Origin of the sequence: Cytobacillus solani (genome assembly GCF_006704205.1) — a bacterium.
Classification (GTDB): domain Bacteria; phylum Bacillota; class Bacilli; order Bacillales; family Cytobacillaceae; genus Cytobacillus; species Cytobacillus solani.
The window spans coordinates 600,490-621,825 of sequence record NZ_CP041305.1; the positions used below are offsets into that span (position 1 = coordinate 600,490).

At 35.3% G+C, this 21,336-nt stretch carries 19 protein-coding genes; 8 read left to right on the forward strand and 11 right to left on the reverse strand.

The features are described 5' to 3' along the window. Positions 1-14: 14 nt before the first annotated feature. The 6 genes from FI644_RS03085 to FI644_RS03110 all read right to left on the reverse strand — a co-directional run bounded on the left by FI644_RS03085 (position 15) and on the right by FI644_RS03110 (position 6,776). The gene (locus FI644_RS03085) at positions 15-539 is read right to left on the reverse strand and encodes a GNAT family N-acetyltransferase (RefSeq protein ID WP_142108016.1); all 525 of its coding nucleotides are present in this window, start codon (positions 537-539) and stop codon (positions 15-17) included. Between the two features lie 250 nt (positions 540-789). Continuing rightward, positions 790-1,908: an alanine racemase gene (alr, locus tag FI644_RS03090; RefSeq protein WP_075209098.1), complete on the reverse strand. Its 1,119-nt coding sequence runs from the start codon at positions 1,906-1,908 to the stop codon at positions 790-792. Continuing rightward, the gene (locus FI644_RS03095; RefSeq protein WP_142108017.1) at positions 1,898-2,809 is read right to left on the reverse strand and encodes a D-alanine--D-alanine ligase; all 912 of its coding nucleotides are present in this window, start codon (positions 2,807-2,809) and stop codon (positions 1,898-1,900) included. The genes alr and FI644_RS03095 overlap by 11 nt, the downstream gene beginning before the upstream one ends. A 4-nt stretch (positions 2,810-2,813) precedes the next feature. Next, positions 2,814-4,262: a MocR-like pyridoxine biosynthesis transcription factor PdxR gene (gene pdxR, locus FI644_RS03100; protein WP_053474788.1), complete on the reverse strand. Its 1,449-nt coding sequence runs from the start codon at positions 4,260-4,262 to the stop codon at positions 2,814-2,816. A 734-nt stretch (positions 4,263-4,996) separates the two neighbouring features. Further along, the gene (locus FI644_RS03105) at positions 4,997-5,869 is read right to left on the reverse strand and encodes a DMT family transporter (protein ID WP_053474787.1); all 873 of its coding nucleotides are present in this window, start codon (positions 5,867-5,869) and stop codon (positions 4,997-4,999) included. Continuing rightward, positions 5,856-6,776 (reverse strand): DMT family transporter, encoded by a 921-nt coding sequence (locus FI644_RS03110; RefSeq protein WP_053477453.1) that lies wholly within the window; start codon positions 6,774-6,776, stop codon positions 5,856-5,858. Before FI644_RS03110 ends, FI644_RS03105 begins: the two co-directional genes overlap by 14 nt. Before the next feature lie 117 nt (positions 6,777-6,893). Between FI644_RS03110 and FI644_RS03115 the strand changes: the two genes are divergently transcribed. From FI644_RS03115 to FI644_RS03150, 8 genes are all read left to right on the forward strand, one after another. Then, positions 6,894-8,234 (forward strand): aminotransferase-like domain-containing protein, encoded by a 1,341-nt coding sequence (locus FI644_RS03115; RefSeq protein ID WP_053474786.1) that lies wholly within the window; start codon positions 6,894-6,896, stop codon positions 8,232-8,234. A gap of 898 nt (positions 8,235-9,132) precedes the next feature. Further along, a complete protein-coding gene (locus tag FI644_RS03120) occupies positions 9,133-9,822 on the forward strand; it encodes a TorD/DmsD family molecular chaperone (protein WP_053474785.1) in 690 nt (229 codons plus the stop codon). Next, the gene (locus FI644_RS03125) at positions 9,815-12,217 is read left to right on the forward strand and encodes a DMSO/selenate family reductase complex A subunit (RefSeq protein WP_053474784.1); all 2,403 of its coding nucleotides are present in this window, start codon (positions 9,815-9,817) and stop codon (positions 12,215-12,217) included. Before FI644_RS03120 ends, FI644_RS03125 begins: the two co-directional genes overlap by 8 nt. A 15-nt stretch (positions 12,218-12,232) precedes the next feature. Continuing rightward, positions 12,233-12,811, forward strand: a complete 579-nt coding sequence (locus tag FI644_RS03130; protein WP_053474783.1) for a DMSO/selenate family reductase complex B subunit — start codon at positions 12,233-12,235, stop codon at positions 12,809-12,811. A gap of 13 nt (positions 12,812-12,824) precedes the next feature. Then, on the forward strand, positions 12,825-13,661 hold the full coding sequence (locus FI644_RS03135; RefSeq protein ID WP_056682999.1) for a dimethyl sulfoxide reductase anchor subunit family protein: 837 nt from the start codon (positions 12,825-12,827) through the stop codon (positions 13,659-13,661). Between the two features lie 809 nt (positions 13,662-14,470). Beyond that, positions 14,471-15,088 (forward strand): NUDIX hydrolase, encoded by a 618-nt coding sequence (locus FI644_RS03140; protein ID WP_056682995.1) that lies wholly within the window; start codon positions 14,471-14,473, stop codon positions 15,086-15,088. Positions 15,089-15,244: 156 nt separating this feature from the next. Continuing rightward, on the forward strand, positions 15,245-15,868 hold the full coding sequence (locus tag FI644_RS03145) for an HAD family hydrolase (RefSeq protein WP_056682992.1): 624 nt from the start codon (positions 15,245-15,247) through the stop codon (positions 15,866-15,868). 486 nt (positions 15,869-16,354) lie between these two features. Then, positions 16,355-16,612, forward strand: coding sequence for a hypothetical protein (locus FI644_RS03150; protein WP_053474779.1), 258 nt, complete (start codon positions 16,355-16,357; stop codon positions 16,610-16,612). 144 nt (positions 16,613-16,756) lie between these two features. Here FI644_RS03150 and FI644_RS03155 read toward each other — a convergent pair whose 3' ends face one another. The 5 genes from FI644_RS03155 to FI644_RS03175 form a co-directional block, all read right to left on the reverse strand. Then, positions 16,757-17,302, reverse strand: coding sequence for a GNAT family N-acetyltransferase (locus FI644_RS03155; RefSeq protein WP_142108018.1), 546 nt, complete (start codon positions 17,300-17,302; stop codon positions 16,757-16,759). A 153-nt stretch (positions 17,303-17,455) separates the two neighbouring features. Then, positions 17,456-17,899: a carboxymuconolactone decarboxylase family protein gene (locus FI644_RS03160; RefSeq protein ID WP_142108019.1), complete on the reverse strand. Its 444-nt coding sequence runs from the start codon at positions 17,897-17,899 to the stop codon at positions 17,456-17,458. A 136-nt stretch (positions 17,900-18,035) separates the two neighbouring features. After that, the gene (locus FI644_RS03165) at positions 18,036-19,400 is read right to left on the reverse strand and encodes a DUF4179 domain-containing protein (RefSeq protein WP_142108020.1); all 1,365 of its coding nucleotides are present in this window, start codon (positions 19,398-19,400) and stop codon (positions 18,036-18,038) included. Further along, entirely contained in the window at positions 19,360-19,914 is a 555-nt protein-coding gene (locus FI644_RS03170) for a sigma-70 family RNA polymerase sigma factor (RefSeq protein WP_142108021.1), read from the reverse strand. The genes FI644_RS03165 and FI644_RS03170 overlap by 41 nt, the downstream gene beginning before the upstream one ends. 246 nt (positions 19,915-20,160) lie before the next feature. Further along, a complete protein-coding gene (locus tag FI644_RS03175; RefSeq protein ID WP_142108022.1) occupies positions 20,161-21,171 on the reverse strand; it encodes a GNAT family N-acetyltransferase in 1,011 nt (336 codons plus the stop codon). Positions 21,172-21,336: the final 165 nt, after the last annotated feature.

The following is a 21,336-nucleotide window of genomic DNA, read 5'->3' on the forward strand; positions in this document are numbered from 1 at the left end:
GCTTAAAACCAAAATTAAAATATATTCCTAATATCATTCCAACCATATACAAGTTCGGAAAGTTTCTTTCCTCCAATCTCTACTTCAACAGTATCTATTCTTTTACCTCCAAGTAATTCATAAAACTTACGAGAGGTATTCTCTTCCAAGACAAGAACAACCATAGAGGTTAATCCCATTCCTTTCAATTCATCTATAACCGGTTTAACAAGGGCTGTTCCAATCCCTCTTCCCTGATATTCTTTCAATATATATATGGCGTATAACTCCCCATCGTACCCATTATAGTTACCGCTTCTTTCTTTACCGCCTTTGGAAAAACCAACTATTAATCCCTCATTGTTTTCCGCTACATATACGCCTCCATACGGAATGGCATTGGTCCACATCTGTTCACGGCTTTCATACGAAAGTTTATTTAAATATTCATCAGGAACAATGTTGGCATACGTTGTTTTCCAACTGTCGACATGTACTTTAGCTATTCCTTTCGCATCGGTTAAAATTGCCTTTCTAATTTTTATGAACCCTTTATCCATTTGTTTCACCTCCTTTTTCCATTATAAACCATCTGTCTCATTTTATGGTTTTATTAGAAAGTTAAACCATTGTTTTTTAATAGAAAGTCGTATCATGTTTAAAGCAAGATGTACGCTATATGTTTAAAAGGAATGTCTCAATTTTAGAGACATTCCTTTTATTCTACTAATACTATTTAATTCCTTCTTCCACAATCACGCCTGTTTGCGGAAGATTAAAATCATTACTACGAATGCTGCCTTTAGCTTGTTATTTGTAAATTCTAGGAACTCTGTGACCTAAGTTACATGCTACTTCATACGATATGGTTCCTAACATATTTGCCACTTCATCTAATGATATAAAATGATTTCCTTGATCTCCATAAACAACTACCTCATCACCAATATTTACACCTTTAATTTCAGTTACATCGATCATACAAAAATCCATACATATTTTACCGAAAACAGGAGCTTTTTGTCCGTGAATTAGAACGTGAGCTATCCCAGATAATCGCCTCGAATATCCATCTGCATACCCAATGGGAATAGTTGCAATAACTGCTTTATCTCTATCAATTGCAGTCGCCCCATATGAAACACCGTGGCCTTTCTCAAGTGTCTGGATATGGATGATTTTGGTTTTTAGCTGCATTGCCTGTTTAAGATTAACTTTTGTCTTATTCACCTCTTTAGATGGATAAAGCCCATACATTGAAATTCCGATACGAACCATATCATAGGTCATATCTGGAAATTCGATAGTTGCAGCACTGTTCGCAATATGACATAGGGGAATTGATATTTTTCGATTCTCCAATTCTTCCAATAAACTTCTCCATCGGTTCATTTGTTTTTCTGCATACCATTTGTCAGCTTCATCTGCAGTAGCAAAATGTGAAAACACTCCTTCAAGATAGATCCCATCCATTTTTGAAACGATTTCGATAAAATCACTTGCTTCTTCTGCTTGCAGTCCCAACCGTCCCATTCCTGTATTGACCTTGACGTGAACCTTCGCCTTTTTTCCTAAGATCTGCCCAGACTTTGATAAAGCTTCTGCATGTTCCATATCAAAAATTGTTTGTGTTAAATCCCAATGCACAACATCATTCGATGCTGAAGACGGTGTGTATCCAAGTATTAGTATAGGTACTTGAATATCTGATTTTCGCAGTTTAATAGCTTCTTCCAAACTAGCCACTGCTAAATAATCTACTCCACTATCAATCGCTCTTTTGGAAACCTCTACAGACCCGTGTCCATAACCATCCGCTTTTACTACTGCCATTATTTTGGTTAATTTAGGTATTACTTTTTGAAATTCACGAATATTATGTGAAATATTCCTAAGACTAACTTCAGCCCATATTGGTCTATACATCATTTCTCCTCACTTTAAGTGAATGTTCGATAATCAAGTCAAGTAGCTTATGATAAGGAATACCCGCTCCCTGTGCACTTTTTGGCAGCAAACTATTTTTCGTCATCCCAGGTAATGTATTAACTTCCATCACATAAGGGATACCATCTTTAATCATCATGTCGATTCGGGCGTAAACACTACATTTCAATGATTTATAGCAAGTCATTGCAGCTAAAGAGACACGGGTCTGTGTTTCGGGCGGGAGCTGGACCACCTCTTCAATGGTAGCCACATCATTGTATTTGGAGGTATAATCAAAAATTTCACCCTTATGACGAATGGAAATCACCGGTAAAAGCTTTCCATCCAATACGGAACAAGTGATTTCCTCTCCCGTAATAAGCTTTTCGATTATCACTTCGGAATCCCATTTGAATACTTCCTCAATCGCAGGCTTTAGCGTTTCTTTGTCATATACAATTTTTACGCCTACACTCGAACCGCCTGAATTAGGTTTCACAACTAGCGGGTAACCCATTTTGTCTAGTTCATCCATTTTAAGTTCTTCCATGTTCGTAAGGTGAATCCAATCCGGTGTTTGCACGCCTTCAAAACGGATGATTTTTTTGGAGATATTCTTATCCATGCATAAGCTGCTGGACAGGATACTGCTCCCTGTATAAGGAACTCCCATGGTTTCAAGAGCACCTTGAATCGTGCCGTCCTCACCGAATTTGCCATGCAGCGCCAGTAGCGCAATGTCGAGATCTTTCACCTTTTCCACTAAGCCTTCTTTGTTCTCTAAGTGGATCGGTACAATTTCATATTTATTTTTATCTAAATGCACGATCATTTCTTCACCTGTCATGATCGAAACTTGTTTCTCGGAAGAAACCCCTCCCATAATTACGCCAACTCTCATTTTTCTAGCCTCCATAATTATTTTTTAACGTGTCCCCTATGATTTTAATTCCCTGAATAATCTCTCTTTCTTTCAGCCTAGAAAATCCTAATCGTAAAGTATGGTTTCCACTGCTGTCAGTGTGAAAAACATTACCTGGTAAAAAAACAACGCCCCTTTGATAACATTTTTCTAAAAGCTTTCGTGAATCGATGTGGTTTTCTAGTTCTATAAAAAGGTGGAGTCCACCGTCACCAGTTATCCGTTTAAAAGGAATAAATTGCTTACAATAATGAACAGTTAATTCGTACTTTTTCTTATAGACTGATTTAGCCTTTTTTATATACTTCTCAAAGTATCCATCATTCAAATATTGATATAACACAGCTTGATCTAATGTAGACGTATGAATAGTTCGAGCTCTTTTCATACTTTCTAAGTAATAAATCAAATCTTTGTCTGCTACTATCCACCCAACCCGTAAGCCAGGAAAAAGAATTTTAGAGAAGCTGCTAATATAAATAACATTATTGCCTAGTCCAGCGAAGGTTGCCAACGATGCAAGATGTGACCCAGAGTAACGTAATTCTTCATTAAATCCATTTTCAACGATAGGAAGCTGATATGCGGAAAACAGATCCATGATTTCTTTCCTTTTTTTAGAGGACGTTACGATTCCAGTTGGATTATGATAAGACGGAATCAAGTATGCAAAATCATATTCTCTTTTTGATAAGAATGTTTCTAGCTGACTAACATTGACACCGTCATTATCCATTTCAATTCCATCGATTTCGAAGCCATGTAATCGAAAGAGCTTTAGAGCAGAATCATTGGTTGGATTTTCACAAATAACACGGCCGCTCTTTTTATTTAAAGAGGATAAAATGATATCCAGACCTTCCGTGAATCCATTGGTAATTAAAACATCTTTATTTCTAGTGTCTACCCCTTTAATTTCCATGTAATGAAGCAGGTATTCGATAAGTGGTTTATAGCCCTTTGCATATCCATAGTTAAGAACGATGTCACCTTCAATGGACATCCGATTTAAAAAAGCCCGTTTAAAATTTTCGACATCAAAAAGCTTTTCATCGGGTGCGATGCTATTAAATGAAATCATTTCCTTATTCCAGCGCACTCCATGCTTCATAAGGTCCAATTCATCTGCCAAAAAGGTTTGCTCGTTGACTTTTTCAGTCCAATTTAACTGGATGGACGGGGATTTGAAGGTCTCAACATGACTTACAAAGTTTCCTTTTCCTTTTACCGCATAGATAAGGCCTTCTTGTTCCAAATCTGCATAAGCTGTTAGAACGGTATTTCGGCTAATTGATAATAAAGAACTGAGTTCACGAGTGGATGGAAGCTTTTGGTGCTCAAGCAAATGCCCGTTGGTTATCATTCTTTTTAAATATTCCTTAAGTTGAATATATACAGGACGGCCTTTCGTAATCTTAAAATCGTTAAACACTACATTCATCCCCTTGCTAACATTTTTACATTCCTGCACCGATTTCAAAAGGTCCACCCAATATGTATTTTTACGGTCTTGTGGTAGGGTGTGTAACTAAAAGCGTACCATTCGCTAAATGACCCGATTGTCGTATAGAATGACTGTATTATCAGAAAAGCAATGACAAGATATGATGGACACCAGAAGACTTGAGAACGTTAAGTCCACATATCTATAACCATGTAAATCCTTATAGAAGAAGGAACTCTTTCCTTTTGTTTATTTATCATGTTTATAAATATCAATTTGATCAAACTTTATTTTAAAGTAACATTTGGAAAACTTAAAATCTAAGTAATTATTATTACAGGGGCATCAAGTGGAATTGGAGAAGCCGGCCCTTTTCATGAAGAAAGACGCCTTCCTTATTTTTCAGAAAAGCGCCTTTTAATTAAATAACTAACGTATAGCAATAAGCCTTTTATCACCTAATGCTTTTTACAGTAACGCCACCCGTTAGTTGAATTAGAACATTTATCTTTTCCTTAAAGAATTGTACTATTCGGGGCCGATGGATGCACAACTAATTAGGTTGGCGAACACGTTTCTAAACGGAAAGTATTACCTAGTATTTAACTGACCTTTTAATTCTCATATATTGCAAACCAAGTTACAACTAATGAATCCATTTTAATCAATCTTTTTTAAAAATTTATGGTAATTAGCTAACCGTGTTTCTATTTTTATATATCCTACCTAACCCATTTTCTAAAAATGTCCTCATTCGAAAATAAAAGAGCAAAAAGAATGATAAGCATACCAATTTTATGTTGTGAAAATAATGGTTCTTTTAAAATGACATAGCCTAGAATGATGCCAATGACTGGTACAATATAGTTGCTGAAAGATGCAAACAGAGCACCTTCCCTTTGAATCAATAGATTATACAGCATATAGACGATTCCAGCGTGGAACATTCCTAAAATAATAATAGATAATACTTGTGTATGATTAATGTCCATTTGCAATGGCTTTTCAAAAAGGAGTGCGAGTGGGATTAAGACGATACTTGCAATCCATAAAACGTTTCTCATATGACCCACAGGAGAACCACCTTCTAATTTCTCCATTAGAATCAATGATAACGCAAAGCTCATCGCAGCAAGAATGAGTAAAGCATTTCCAGATATATTTCCTAATACGTCGTGGATTCCATGCGTTGACCATGATAAGAAAACAATCCCTAGAAACCCTAGAATTATGCTAACTAACTCAAACTGACTTGCTTTTTTTCTGAAGAACACTGTTAAAAGTAATAGGGTGAAGACTGGGACCATTGCGATTAGCATAGATGCAATACTGCTCGATACGTACTTTTGGCCTTGTGCAATAAAAATAAACGGCAAGATTACTTCAAAAAGTGCAATCCAAAAATATTTTTTAGTATTGGTTGTGTAGTTTTTCTTTGATTGGAACAGGCCAATCACTGATAAACAAATTGCACCGATCAGTGCTTTCAAAGCAGACAACGAAATGGAACCTACATCATTCGTTACTAATTCCATGAAGAAAAATTGAGATCCCCAAATGAAGCTTATGATTAGCAAGAGACTATATTTTTTCATTTGATTTGCCCCTTGCACCAAAATAGTTTGTACCAACAACACCGATGATAATGATAATTGATCCTGCTATGTGGTATAAATGAAATTCCTCTTTTAAAAAAATGACCCCTGCTAAAATGGTAATGAGCGTAGCAAAATTACTGAAAACACTCATTTTCGATGCGTCTATTTTTGATAAAGCATAGTTGGAAAGATAGGACGTTCCTAAAGACGATAGGATACCTAAATATAAAATGGCAAGAACAAAATCCCAGTGTCCAAAAGGTTGCATAAATTGATGGACTGTTCCATTCATTACATGGTTTGTCAGTGCCAGTCCATTAAAAGCTATAAACCCAAACAAGGTCATGATATATGTGATAGTGAATAACGAATACCGTTGTGTTAACTTTCTGGCAAATACGTTGTATAGTGAGGCTGTAAGTGCTGAAAGTAATATTAAACCAGTCCCGAGTAGACTTGTATTTGTGCCCCCTGCCCCTTTCATGTACATAATATACATCACACCGAGTACAGATAAACCAATCGCTATTTTTTGACTACGTGTAGATGTTTCCTTTAAAATGATACTTGCAAAAATCAACGTAAAAATTGGTATTGTTGCTTGAATAATACCAGCTTCCGATGAAGATGTATGCACTAACCCAAATACTTGAAAAGCAAAAAAGAATGTCGGATATAAGATGGCTAACAAGGCAATCCGCAGTACATCTTTTTTTGTTACTTTGATCGATTCTTTTTTTAACACGAACAACACTGTGGCAGCGATCCATGCAATGGTAAACCGATGAGCCAATGTATCTAACGGTGTTGCAACCGTGAATGTCACTTTAACAAACATAAATGACAATCCGATAATGATTGCATAGATAGTTGCTGCGATATATGCATTTCTATTTTCAATTATTTTGATTACCCCCTTATATTGATCCGGCCGGCACCATTTATCGTAAGGGATAATAATATCCTTTACGATATAAAAAATACACATCTGTACCGATACAGATGTGCAAAGAGGTTTAAAATGCTTAAATATGAATCAATCTATCAATCACTTATGATGCAAATTCAGTCTGGTAAATTTTCGACCGCTGCAAAATTACCATCCATTCGAAATTTAACACAACAATTTTCTTGTAGTACAAGCACGGTATTGACCGCTTTAAAAAAATTGGAGGAGCAACATATTATTTATGCCCAACCGAAAAGTGGATATTATGTTGTAGATAATCACGTCTTCAAAACCCCATTGTCCACTGACATAATTGACTTTGCAAGCGCATCTCCTACTTGGCATGCATTTCCTTATAAAGATTTTCAACACTGCATAAATAAAGCAATAGACACATATCAGGAAGAATTATTTCGCTACGGAACGCCAAAAGGTTGGCCACCACTCATAGCAGAAGCTAAAAAACTGTTAGAATCTTACCAAGTATTTACTCATAACGAACAGATTTTCATCACTACAGGTGTTCAACAGGCTCTATCTTTAGTAAGTATGATGCCCTTTCCAAATAATCGTTCAACCATTCTTGTTGAACAACCTAGCTATCATTTATATATGGAACTTCTGAAAACCTTACAGCTGCCAGCAATAGGAATTCAACGTACCGCGAAAGGTATTGATTTAGGTCGACTAGAACAAATATTTCATGAAGAAGATATTAAATTCTTTTATACAATGCCACGTTTTCATAATCCTTTAGGATCTTCATACGGTAAAAAAGAAAAAGAGGCTATTTTACAATTAGCAGACCAGTATAATGTATACATTGTAGAAGATGATTATTTAGCAGACTTTGAATACAATCCGAAGAACGATCCTCTTTTTGCTGATGATTACCATGATAAAGTCATCTATTTAAAAAGTTTTTCAAAAATTATGTTTCCTGGGTTAAGAATTGGATTGGCGGTTCTTCCTCCTTCAATTATTGACATTTTTCAAAAATACAAAATGACAACAGATATCGACAGCTCTATGATTTCACAAGCCGCATTATATCTCTATTTGAAAAATGGTATGTTTGAACATAATAAAACAAAAGTCAGTAACATCTATCATACACGTGCGAAAATTCTGCATCAATCAATACAAGATCATTTATCTACGTACGAATCATCATCAGAAATTGTAATGCATAGTCATATTGGGCTGCCCAAGCGTGTGAATTTGAAATCATTTGTTTATCATTTGCATGAAGAAGGCATATATCTGGATTCAGTTGAAAGAAATTATTTAGATGACTTTTACCACGAACGGATTTTGAAGTTGAATGTTTCAAATGTTGACGCCCATCGAATTGAAGAAGGAATTAGGAAAATTGCAAGTGCATTAAAAAATCCTCAAAACTACTTTTTATAAATTCTTTCAGCAAGGCAAAAACTATCCTTGTTCGAAAGCATAAAGGGTGAGGGGATATTAAACATGCCCGATTGTTGAATTGAAAAACAGGAAAGTTACAAAATAGTTCATAAGTTATTTTGCTAAAGCACCCGTTCGTAATATAAGGTTAGCCAGATTTTTCTGGTTGACCTTTTTCTATATGGTCATATGATTACGGTAGTCGGGGTAGAACGTCGCCCCCGTGGGACTCGATCCCGTCAGCTAAACTGTTCACCCCCTACTTGTATAAACATGTTTCAGGAGCGAAAATTTATTCGGTAATTAGCTGGCCGTAATGGATACGAATTAGACTGGAGTAAAGTAAGCGAAAAACAGTTATTTGATGCTTCAGTTAAAGCTGTTGTAAATGAAAGCCCTTTAGCACAAATAATTAGTAAATGTATAATGAATGAAAAGCCTGATCAAACTTTAAGACAATCGTTTGTTAGATTTGTAAATCGTGATCGTTTTCTTGAAAGATAAAATGTACACTACCTGATTTATTTGCTTATATATAAATATAAAATAATACACTTTGAAGAGGAACACCCTTATGCGAATCCCATTAACTATGGTTATTGGGATTCGCATAAGGGTGTTTTTTTATGGAGGGAAAAGAATGAATAATAAAGAGAGAGTTATTTAAAGTTTTGTTACACCTGTGAAGATATTGTTAACGATGAATATACAAAATGTATAAAAGTCACTTTGAGTCACATATTGTTATGTATTTTGTTTGAGATTTGAACTGTTCAGCTAAAAAAATTTCACCTATAATTACACCAGTATTGTGTAAAAGATCACAAACCAGGTTCATAATTTGAAAATATTTATTATGAATTTTCTGTCATCTTGATTATTGAGAGGAGGAGTTTCAATGACTAGTTTGTGCGCAAATAATCAATCTACTGTTAGTTTTCAGAGAAAATTGGTCTACGAGTTTCTCATTGTCGGTTTTAAAGAACCACTATCCATAGAAACTTTGCAACGTTGGAAAGACATGCTTCACACAAGTGACCTATCCGTACTTGCTGAAGGGAATATTCATTTAAATACATTTTTTACTGAGTTAAAAGAAGAAAATGTAAATGAAGTTGTTGAAAAGGAAAAAAATGAATTCTTCCGTATTTTTAACGTGTTTAATGATAAAGGTGAAATTCCTGCACCACCATGGGAATCTGTTTATGTGACAAAGGATCAGACGATGTTTGGAGAGACTGTGTTTCAATTAAGAGACAAGCTACACCAGTTTGGTTTGAGATTTATTAATGAAAATGAAGAACCAGAAGATCACATAGCCATTCAATTAGAATTCATGCTTTATTTACTTCAGTACACGGAGAAAGCGTTTGAGGAAAGACAAAAGGATGATTTTACGAAGGGAATATATAATCAATATTGGTTACTTACAAATCATCTTATGCAATGGGTTAAGCCTTTTACAAAGGATATTCACTCTTCCTCCACAAGTGTTTTTTATAAAGGAATAGCAACACTGTTATTAGATTTCATTGATGAAGAATTTGAATACATTAAGAGTTTCAAGGAGGTTCTTGAAAATGGATAAAAACTTTTTTGAGCAAATTGCTGAAAAAACATTGAAGCGGCGAACATTTTTAAAATGGTCAGGAGCAGTAACGGCACCATTATTAGTTGGAAGTGCTGTGACATCAAAAAGCTTAGTGCCAAAAGTGCTTGCAAAGTCAGAAAAAAATGATGTCGAGGAAGTCGTTATTCCAACTTGTAGTACGCTGAATTGTGGCGGAAAATGCCTAATTAAAGCACATGTAAAAGACGGACAAATCGTTCGTATTTCTACAGATAATGACGAAAGAGATGAGAATGCGGACAATGAACAGTTCCCGCAAATTCGCGCTTGTTTACGTGGCCGTGGTTATCGTAAACATGTTTATTCGCCTCATCGGATTAAAAAACCGTTAAAGCGCGTTGGAAAACGTGGAGAAGGAAAATTCGAGGAAATTTCTTGGGAAGAAGCAATAAAAATTATTGCTAAGGAAAATAATCGAATTAAAGAAAAATATGGTCCAGCTTCTCGCTTTAGCCTTTATGCAACAGGGCAAACGGGAACGGTTGGAAGCGGTGATACGGTCATTCAAAGATTATTAAGTTGTGATGGCGGGTTTTTAGGACGCTATTCAAATTATAGCTCAGGACAGCACGGTGCTGCGACACCATATACGTTTGGTACAAGCTCAGCAGGTAACAGTTGTCGCCCGTTATTAGATTCAAAGCTGATCATTTTACACGGTATGAACCCTGCTGAAACAATCATTGGCCATTTTAATATGTACCTTCGAATGGCGAAAGCAAAAGGGGCAAAAATTTATACAATTGATCCGCGGAAAACGGATACAAATGTGGCTTTTGCAGATGATTGGTTCCCTGTTAAGCCGACAACAGATAATGCGCTTGTAGCTGCAATGGCGTATGTCATGTTTACAGAAAATCTCCACGATCAAGACTTTTTAGATAAGTTTTGCGTCGGTCATGATGAGGAGCATATGCCAGAAGGTGTTCCAGCTGGTGAATCTTACCGTAGTTATGTAATGGGTGAGACAGATGGAGTGCCAAAAACACCAGAGTGGGCAGCAAAGATTACAGGGCTTCCTGCGAATCGCATTATCAAACTTGCACGTGAAGTGGCGACAACGAAACCAATGGCTTGGGTTCAAGGAAACGGCATTAATCGTCATATGAATGGTGAGCAGATGTCACGAGGCGGTTCTATGATCGCAGCATTAACTGGAAATATTGGTATCAGTGGTGGTTGGGCAGGACCAAACTTTCCTAGCGGTAAGCTAATCAAACATCAAGATTTTCCAATCCCAGAGAATCCATTAGGTATTTCAATTCCTGTGTTCAAATACACGGATGCGATTGTCCGAGGTACAGAAATGGGTGCAGAAGATGGCGTTAAAGGTCTAGAAGAGGGACAAAAATTGCCATCAAACATCAAAATGATTTTCAATATGGCGGGAAATTGTTTAGTCAACCAACATAGTGATATTAATGAAACGACCAAAATTCTTGAGGATGAATCTTTATGTGAGTTTATCGTCACATCAGATATTTATATGACACCTTCTGTAAAGTATTCAGATATTATTTTACCAACTTGTACTTTCTTTGAGCAAAATGACTTTGTTCCACCATGGAGCTTTGGGCAGCATATTTTCCTTTCACAGAAAGTTGTTGAGCCTTTATATGGTTCGAAGACTGAATATGAATGGATGACTATGCTTGCAAAAGAGTTAGGTATAGAACAAGAATTCACAGAAGGCAGAACTCAAGATGATTGGGTGAAATGGATGATTGAGGAGTCGAAAACAAAGGATCCAGACTTCCCGTCCTATGAAGAAATGCAGAAAAATGGTGTTTATAAGTATAAAGACAATCACATTGTCAATTTCAAAGAACAAATAGAAGATTTTGAAAATAATCCATTTGAAACACCATCAGGAAAAATCGAATTATTTTCTAAACAGCTATGGGATATGGATAAAAAAGAAACGATTCCTGCTATTCCGAAGCATGTGGCAGTTGCAGAAGGTCCAGAAAGCAGCGTAACTAACAAATATCCATTACAAGTGTTTGGCTGGCATGTGAAAAGACGTTGCCACTCAACATGGGAAACGAGCGAGTGGATGGAAGAGGTACAAACACAAGAACTATGGATCAACCCGATTGACGCTAAGAAAAGAAAAATTAACGAAGGCGACAAGATAAAGGTATTCAATGAAAGAGGAACGACGATTATTCCTGCAAAAGTGACAAGTAGAGTAATGCCTGGCGTTATTTGTATGCCACAAGGTGGTTGGCACACACCAAATGATAAAGGTGTTGACGAAAGAGGTGTCATTAACGTTCTCACAGGTCTAGATGCGTCACCATTCCATTGTAACCCTCAGCATACGAATTTAGCACAAGTTGAGAAGGCATAAGGAGGAGGATGAAAAATGGCACAACTAGGTTTTTATATTGATCAAAGCCGCTGCAATGGTTGTAATGCATGTGTAATTGCATGTAAGGATAAGAATAATAATTCAGTTGGGATAAATTTTAGGCGTGTATATGCATTTGAAGATGGTCATTTTACGAAGGATAAAGACGGTGCTTGGATTAATAATGTTAGAGCGTATAATGTCTCGATTTCTTGTAATCATTGTGACGAACCTGGCTGTGTAAAAGGCTGCCCAACAGGTGCTATGCACAAAAGAAGTGAAGATGGGGTCGTTGTAGTAGACCATGAAAAATGTGTTGGTTGTAAATACTGCGAATGGAACTGTCCATATGGTGCTCCGCAATTTAATGAAGAGCTTGGGATGATGACAAAGTGTGATACATGTTTAGATCTTCGTGATAAGGGAGAAAAGCCAGCTTGTATTGCAGCTTGTATTATGCGATGCATCGATTTTGGCCCGATTGATGAATTACGTAAAAAATATGGTAATAATGCAGAAATTAAAGGACTTCCTAGTCCATCTATAACTAAACCAAATATCGTTATTAATCCGCATAAGGATGCGGCTATATAAGGAGGATTCCATAATGCATGAGTGGCCATTGTTGATTTTTACCATTTGTATGCAAGCGGCAATTGGTGGAATCGTTATGCTGTCGATTTTTTACAGTAAGATGAAGAAAAACGGAATAGATCCTTTCAAAGTAATGAAGTTACCGTTGCTGGTTATTACAGTATTATCATTCATCGGACTAGGAGCTTCATTTGTTCACCTTGGAACTCCAACGCATGCTTTCAATGCGATTTTAGGATTTAGTCATTCGTGGATGAGCCGTGAAATTGTCGTTACTGGAACGTTTATTGCTTTCGTATGTGCTACTACGGGTTTAGCTTTATTACAAAAAAAGGTGAATCCAGCTTTACTTATTATTACAGCCATCGTCGGTATTATTGATGTGTATTGTATGGCAGCCATCTATTCTAATACACTCGTAAATGGCTGGAATCATGCGAATACATTCTTGTCTTTTTATGGTACAACTTTCACTTTAGGAGCGATTCTTGCTGTTAGTCTATCAATTATTTCACTTCAGAATAGCAAATTGTCTAAAGACCTATTAAAAACGGCTTTCTTAGTAGTCTTTGCGGGCATCGCCGTTCAGTTAATTGGCTTAGCAACATACTCTTCTCTAGAAGGAGAAATTCGACAAATAAGTGGTCAAGCTGCTGCCGTTAGTTTAGGAGCTTACGAGGGAACCGTTGCAATCCGCTGGATCATTGAGCTTATTGGAATCACTGTCCTAGCTTACTTAGCACTTGCACCAAGTAAAAAAGTATATTATTCATTTGTTTATCTAGCTTTACTTGCTATCATAATTGGAGAAGGCATGAGTCGTTACGTATTTTATGTTTTAGGTTCTTAATTTGAATGAAACGAATTAGAAATGTTAGTAAGCGGAAAATCTAATCTTTGCTATGGATGATGAACAAAAGATTAGCATTTTTTAGCGAAAAGTAAAATTTATGAGGCTGTCCCATAAGTCCCAAAAAGTAAAGAAACTAAGGAAAACGATCCGTTTTTCCTTAGTTTCTTTTTCATTTTCATTCCGGGTGCTATGGATGAATTGCGGTAGTCTGTTCTAAATTACATTTTTAGTTATGAAAAGCTAAAGGGTTTAAGTGGAGAATTTTTCCACTATCATTGTTAAAGTGTTAAATAGATAACTATCTCATCTAATTTGACATCACTTTGTAGATAAAAGAAAAAGGACATCAACCATCAGTAGCTGTTTGCTGCATAATGATAGATACCTTCGGTTAGGAGTATATGCAGGATTTTTTCTTATTCCATAAGCGGGCCATTATGTAGAAGACTTGAATTCGAGATATTTCTAGCAACCCCGAACTGCTTTCTTGTATATATAAAGGATTTATGAGGAAAAAGAGAATACCCAACTTAAAAATTCTAACCCCTTAATCAGCTGCCAAATCAGGTGGTTTTTTTTCTCACGAAACAGGTTTGTTATCTGATTGCCTGAATCGTTTTAAGTTTTTGTTTGAGTTTTCCCTTGACTTGAAATGCATTTCATAAATTAGATTGAAATTAAGCTAATTTTCAACCAAGGGAGTAGAAAGATGTTTAAAAAAATTAACCTTCAAAAAGATGAACATGTACTATCAACCTTTAGTTTTTAATGAAAATGAGGTAAAAATCAATTGGTGGTGAATAACGATGAAACCTAAATGGCTAGAATGGGCAAAACAGCTTCAATCAATTGCACAAGCAGGGCTAACTTATTCAAAAGATATTTATGACTTGGAAAGATTTGAATTAATAAGAAAAATTAGTGTTGAAATATTGACACAGAATACAAATATGGACAATAAAATTATAAAAGAATTATTTGCAAATGAAACTGGGTATGCAACGCCAAAAGTTGATATTAGGGCTGTTGTATTTAGTGGTAATAAAATATTAATGGTGAGAGAAAACAGTGATGGAGATTGGTCTTTACCAGGAGGTTGGGGTGATATTGGATTAACTCCAAGTGAAGTAGCAGTCAAGGAAGTAAAAGAAGAATCAGGGTTTGATGTTAAAGCGATAAAATTAATAGCTGTACTCGACAAGAAATGCCATCCTCATCCACCTTCTCCATATCACGTTTATAAAATATTTATCCAATGTGAAATCATTGGCGGGAAACCAAAAGAAGGTATTGAAACAGATGCGGTGGAATTTTTCGTAGAAAATGAACTACCAGCTTTATCAATAGCTAGAAATACAGAATCACAAATTCATATAGCATTTAAACATTTACATAATCCACAAGAACCTGTCTATTTTGATTGATATTCCCAGTTGTTCACCTAATGAGAGCTTTACTTCAAAAGGGATTTCTGCGGAGATTTTTTTTCTTCTTGTGCTAATAGCAGTTTTTCTCAAGAGTATTTTTTTACATTATAATTGTAAAATGTTTATATATTAGAAACTAGGGAGTGATAAGGAGTGTTTAAATATGTGATTTTTGACGTCGATGGGACTATTTTAGATACTGAAAAAGCTATATTAAAATCTCTACAAAAAGTCTTAAAAGAAGAAGGAAAGGATTATCAATTAGAGGATTTAAGGTTTGCTTTAGGAATACCAGGGATAGAAACATTAAAAAAATTAAATGTGACTGATCTGGAACGTGTACATCCAAAGTGGTCAGAGACTGTACTAGAATTTTCTCACCAGGTAAGTGTTTTTCAGGATTTAGAAAATGTTATAAAAACATTATCAGAAAGTCCTGTCAGAACTGGTATTGTGACTTCAAAAACAAAACAAGAGTTAATTGATGAATTTGAACCATTTGGATTGAGTTCATTTTTTGAGTACACGATTTGTGCAAGCGATACTGAAAAACATAAACCACACCCTGAACCTTTATTAGCTTGTTTAGATGGGTTAAATGCTAATCAAGATGAAACAATATACATTGGAGATTCTATATATGATATGCAGTGTGCAAAAAGTGCAGGTGTTAAATTTGCACTTGCATTATGGGGTTCTAAAACAACTGAAGGATTTGAATCAGTAGAATTTGTTTTAAAGGAACCAAAAGCTATTTTAGATTTAATAAAAATATAAAACCTAAATGGCTTGAATGTGCAAAGCAACTGCAATCAATTGCACAGGACACTTAAGAAATAAATCTGAAATTGTAATGAATTTTACTTAATCTATAGGGTGCTTTTCTTTAATAAGAAACCTTCTTTTTGTAGTGCTTCCAAATAATTAAGAGTGGCTACGATTGTTGAATAAGGAATTATAATATTGTAAGAAAAAAGGAATGTCTCCAAAATTGGGACATTCCTTTAGATTTTCTAGAATACATCTTACTTTCAATAGAGTACAACTTACTTTTTAAAAAAACAATCAATTTATAGGACTTTTAATAGACATTAAAGAACAGGATAATATACATCAAAAAAAGCATAAAAACTTCATGAAAATTGTAGATACTTTTATGTCAACCGTCAGTTTTTGTTGCTTGTTATATCATTACTCGACTATCTTCAGACTATACTTCCAAGTTACTCCTAACAACAGATATATTATTAGCTATGTTAATTTTTGAAAGGGACAAAAGAAATAACTTTTAAAGTTAAAGCAGCAAACACGGAAACTGTTTTATTTTGGCTAATTCCTACTGGTACGCAAACATGGACAGAAAGAAGACTAATAGGCTATGACATTAAGGAAAACGAAAACGATAATAACTTTTCTTTGACTTGGAACATTGATAAGCCTTACCTACATGACCATTTACATATTCAAGCAATAGGTGAAGGAATAGTAACGAATGACATAATCAATTTATCAATGAACTAAAGGCTGATGCTTCTTCAAGTAAACTGCCCATATAATTTAAGTGAAACATTACTCAATCTTTGATAAAAAAAGAGAGTTGCCAAGCAACTCCTTAGATATGTACCAGGTTCTCGTTTATATAATATTTTCGCAAGTGAAATGAGCTTACACATCCAAGCTGTTGATGATAGCCAATATTTGATGATCTGTCCATTTGCCATTAATCTTTAGATTTTCCTTAGCTATACCTTCTTTTTTAAATCCCGCTTTTTCTAATACACGAATAGATGCTATGTTGTCAGGCATAGCTCCTGCTTCAATTCTATGTAGTTTTAATTCTCTAAAAGCAAAGTCGACAACAAGTTGAAGAGCTTCTGTTGTATAGCCATTTCCATTATACTCCTTATCTAATGTAAATCCCGTATAACAGCTTTGGAGGTCTCCCCTGGCAATTTGAGTTAATGAAATGTCTCCGATAAGTTTATCAGTTGCTTTTAAAAAGATTCCAAAGGCGTATAATTGCCCTTCATCTGTCTTTTTTAATGCCTGTTGAAGGCGTATTTTTTGATATTCCTCTGTATAAAAATCTTCTGGGAGTAATGGGCTAACTCGTTGAAAAAATTCACGATTTCTAGTATGTAAACTAGCTAACTCTCTGGCATCAGAAGTTTTGTAAAGTCGAAGATAAATTTGTTCCCCTACAAGCTTCATAGAACCCCTCCAATATCTTTTTACTATTATTTTATTCTAATTACTTGTACATTCTTCCTCCATTAAATGGAACTTAACATAAAAAAAGAGCACAATTCATGCTCCAGAATTGCGCCCTATCGCTAAATATTTAAAAAATGAGATTTAGAGTTATTATTTTTCAGTGGCTCTATTGCCCATTGCAATAGAAATTCTATTCCAACTGTTAATTTGATTAATGATTAAAACAAGATCAACATACTGTTTCTCGTCATAGTGTTCACGTACTCGTTGATAAATCTCGTCTGGCACACCTTTTGTCGGGATTAATGTCACATGCTCTGCCAGCTCTAAAGCTATTTTTTCAGCTTCTGTATAGAATTCACACTCTTTCCAAGCACTAACACAGTATATTCTTTGTTCTGTTTCACCCATTTTTCTCGCATCTGCTGAATGCATATTCAAGCAATATGCACAGCCATTAATCTGAGAAACACGAATTTTAATAAGCTCACGAAGTTTTCGTTCGATTGCTGCTGTTTTCGTGTATTTTTCCATATTCATCATCATTTCCATACCATCAGATGCAATTTCATAGTAAGAAACTCTTTGGCTCATATAGCAGGCCCCCTTTAATTTAGTATAAGACAATTATATCCTTACAAGAACATTTGTACCATTTTTTATAGAATTGCCCCACAAGTATTTTACCTAAGCACATACAGTTCGTTTATTACTATCTATATTCCACATTTTAATTTACATCCATCTTAACTTTATCTAATTCAACAGGAATATTCGCACTTAAAGATCCCAAGTTAACCCTTATTACATAATTGTTTAGGTTAAACCCATCAAGCTTACGAATATCAAATGTACTTCTAAATCGTAATTCATCCTTATGAATGGTTTTAACTGCGTGTTGCATGGGTTCCATATAGATATCCTTTTCTGTTTCCTTAACTAAAAGGACATCATTTCGAGCAAAATCCTTAAAGAAACCAAAGCTCCTGCCCATTTCATCCCCATTATTAACTTGAAAATCAACACCAAGGCTATGATCATTAACAGTTATCTTTTCAATGGTAACAGCAAGATTCTGTCTATCTGCCTTGATTTCAACAGGTGTTGATGCATTCAGGGAAACAAATTGATCTTGTTCATATATTGCTACTTTCGGATGCACCTCTAAATACTTTGTTTCCCCTTTTACCGACTGTGGAATGACACTTCTTCCTTTAACAATAATATGGTCGTTTTCTTCAATCGTTTTCAGGTCGATCCCATCCATTGAGATGTTTATTTCATCCCCTTTGTCATCATAGACTTCTAGCCGCACTTGATCATGCTTTCCTTGAATAGGAAAAGTAGCCGTGTAGTTAATTGCGGTCGATGCTTGACCAAAAAGAATCGAATCAAAATGAACTTTAACACCTGAAAATTCTTCACTGCTCTCTTTATCAATAGTAACTGTTTCATACGGTAACTGGTTAATTGGAACATCAAATCTCCAGCTTCCTTCTTTCCCCCCAATTGTTTTGAATTCAAGTGGGAAGGTAGCTTCTTGTGGTAATTCTGATTCTGGATAACTTAATTGAATATGCCCAATATTACCATCATCTGTTGGTTCCATATGAACGAGTTCTTTACTATCTGAAATTCCTTCATCTCCATCAAAAATCTCATAAAACCCAACCACCTTGCCGCTTTCCTCAGTGTTCAAATTCCCTTTCACATTAAAAGTTACTCCTACAACCGCACCGTCATAATATGCATTGGTAATAGTGACATCTATCCCTTTACTGCTAGCTGTTTTATTTAGTTCAGTTATTAATTCTTGTGATTGTAAGCTTCTGCCAATGGCATCGTTAAACGTTTCATATATCTTTCCAAGTAAAGGTACATTCGCCATTACATGAGACATGGAAGGAGAAATAAAACTGGAAGAAACTAAAATCGCAGCAACTGCAACCGTCGACCACAAAACTATTTTGGTATTCCTTTTAGTTTTAGGAACATCAAAACTAGCCCGATTCATTCCATTCTGAATGGCTTTTAAAACATCCTCTTGTGGTACTTCAATCTTCTCGTATACTTCTTGAAATGAGTTTTTTTCCATTGTGGTTCATTCCTCCTAACAACATTTTTAACCTTTCTTTCCCTCTGCTCAAATAGGTTTTTACTGTATTTTCAGGAATGTTCATGATTTGAGCCACTTCACTTATTGGAAGATCCTGAAAGTAAAATAGAATAATTGCATTTTTATATTTTTCATTTAACTGGTTTATTGCCTCTAATAAGTCAAGACTCTCTACTCCTGTTACTCCTTTATCAAACTCTCGCTCGTTCATATTGTCTATAGGGATCTCTTTCTTCTTCTTTTTTAAAACGTCATAGGAACAATTTATAAGGATTCTAGTTAGCCAAGTTAAAAAGAAATGCTCATTTTTCAGTTGGCTGATCGATAAAAAAGCTTTGTAAGATGTCTCTTGAACAACATCCAGAGCATCTTCACGATTTCTAACATATAAGTATGCCGTACGGTATAATTGATCACTATGTAAAATAAGAAGTTCCTGAAGACATTTTTTATTTCCATTTATTGCCTTCTTAATAAGTTTAAGTTCATTCATTTTTTGCCCCCCTTTCGCTTATTAGAGTGAGATTGGTATATATAAGTTTCAACTTTTTCATTCACTTGAAAATTTCCCTTTAGGAAGAAATGAAGCTGCTCTGGTTCACATAAAAAAAGAGCGTCTATTTTGACGTCTCTCCTAGTTTTATTAATCATATTATAGGTTAAACAGAACAAGGGCTGCCTAAGCAGCCCTTTCCCTTACATGACAGCTGCAAAGGATAAAAATACCTGACTGAATTTGCTACAACAACTTTATACTTGGGTTATTAAAGTTTGCCCATGCTATATTACTATTAATGTGTCTAACCATTCTGTAAGCAACTGGCTTAAACCCGCACTTAGGCCAAAATGTGGAAGAAGCAAGATTGGTTATTCTCCAATCTGTTATTATACTGTTATATCCCTTTTCCTTCATAATCCTCCAGCCTTCATTCATTAGCTTTTTACCAACACCTCTTCCCATTTGAGAATAGTAAGTACCTGCAATGCTTAACTCTACTCCGTTATCGGGTGTCATCAAATCTGAAGTAATAGGATAATATACTTGAAATCCTAATTCCTTCATGTCTTTTATCGCAATAAGACACGTTTCATCATTTCCCTCTGCTATTCTTTTATATCCTTCTTTAATATTCAATACAACTTCAGGTAACGCAGGCTCAAACGTAGGTGCAGAATTATGATACGATTGGATAATGCTAGACATTTCACCCATCATTTCACTATCCATTTTATTACCAGCTCTTATCTCTGCATTAGATACATTTTCAAAGGGTTTGTAATCCTCCATGTTCATTACCCCGTGTACTTGCTGGATAGAAAAGCTTAATCGTTGGCAGGCATCTAAGTACACCTGATTTCCAAGAGGTATTATCGTGTAGTGCATAAAGCAGCCTTGCTCTAGCCACGCCATTGAAACCTTTGCATATAGATTCCTTATAAGTTCAGAGGATTGATCCATTCTGATTGCTATTCCCTCATAGGGCACCCATATATGTCTGCCTCTAACGGTGTCAATCTTTATCTCTCCAATTATATAACCAACTAGTTCATTATTAGTAAACGCTCCTATCACAATGACTTTACTATTAACGAACAATTTTCCAAGTATATCTGTTGTATATTCAGCATGAAGACAACTGTTTTTTAGAAACGGAAACACTTCACCTTCAAAATTTTGCCTATGTATTAACAAATCAGCCATTGCGGGTATATCATCCATACGAATGGGTTTGAACTCACATATTTCCATTTCTATTCTCCTTCAATAAATTTACATTATATTACATATTCTATCATAATAGATTATATTACTAGATATGTAAGAATCAATTATTAATTTACGACTCACAACTACTTATCTTAAAAAACTAATCTATCTTATTGAAAATTGGCAGCTCTTTTTCAACAATTTGAC

Coding starts and splice junctions, on each gene's coding strand:
- FI644_RS03085 (WP_142108016.1), bottom strand. CDS start 539: ATGGATAAAGGGTTCATAAAAATTAGAAAGGCAATTTTAACCGATGCG.
- alr (WP_075209098.1), bottom strand. CDS start 1,908: ATGATGTATAGACCAATATGGGCTGAAGTTAGTCTTAGGAATATTTCA.
- FI644_RS03095 (WP_142108017.1), bottom strand. CDS start 2,809: ATGAGAGTTGGCGTAATTATGGGAGGGGTTTCTTCCGAGAAACAAGTT.
- FI644_RS03105 (WP_053474787.1), bottom strand. CDS start 5,869: ATGAAAAAATATAGTCTCTTGCTAATCATAAGCTTCATTTGGGGATCT.
- FI644_RS03115 (WP_053474786.1), top strand. CDS start 6,894: ATGCTTAAATATGAATCAATCTATCAATCACTTATGATGCAAATTCAG.
- FI644_RS03120 (WP_053474785.1), top strand. CDS start 9,133: ATGACTAGTTTGTGCGCAAATAATCAATCTACTGTTAGTTTTCAGAGA.
- FI644_RS03125 (WP_053474784.1), top strand. CDS start 9,815: ATGGATAAAAACTTTTTTGAGCAAATTGCTGAAAAAACATTGAAGCGG.
- FI644_RS03130 (WP_053474783.1), top strand. CDS start 12,233: ATGGCACAACTAGGTTTTTATATTGATCAAAGCCGCTGCAATGGTTGT.
- FI644_RS03135 (WP_056682999.1), top strand. CDS start 12,825: ATGCATGAGTGGCCATTGTTGATTTTTACCATTTGTATGCAAGCGGCA.
- FI644_RS03140 (WP_056682995.1), top strand. CDS start 14,471: ATGAAACCTAAATGGCTAGAATGGGCAAAACAGCTTCAATCAATTGCA.
- FI644_RS03155 (WP_142108018.1), bottom strand. CDS start 17,302: ATGAAGCTTGTAGGGGAACAAATTTATCTTCGACTTTACAAAACTTCT.
- FI644_RS03160 (WP_142108019.1), bottom strand. CDS start 17,899: ATGAGCCAAAGAGTTTCTTACTATGAAATTGCATCTGATGGTATGGAA.
- FI644_RS03165 (WP_142108020.1), bottom strand. CDS start 19,400: ATGGAAAAAAACTCATTTCAAGAAGTATACGAGAAGATTGAAGTACCA.
- FI644_RS03170 (WP_142108021.1), bottom strand. CDS start 19,914: ATGAATGAACTTAAACTTATTAAGAAGGCAATAAATGGAAATAAAAAA.
- FI644_RS03175 (WP_142108022.1), bottom strand. CDS start 21,171: ATGGAAATATGTGAGTTCAAACCCATTCGTATGGATGATATACCCGCA.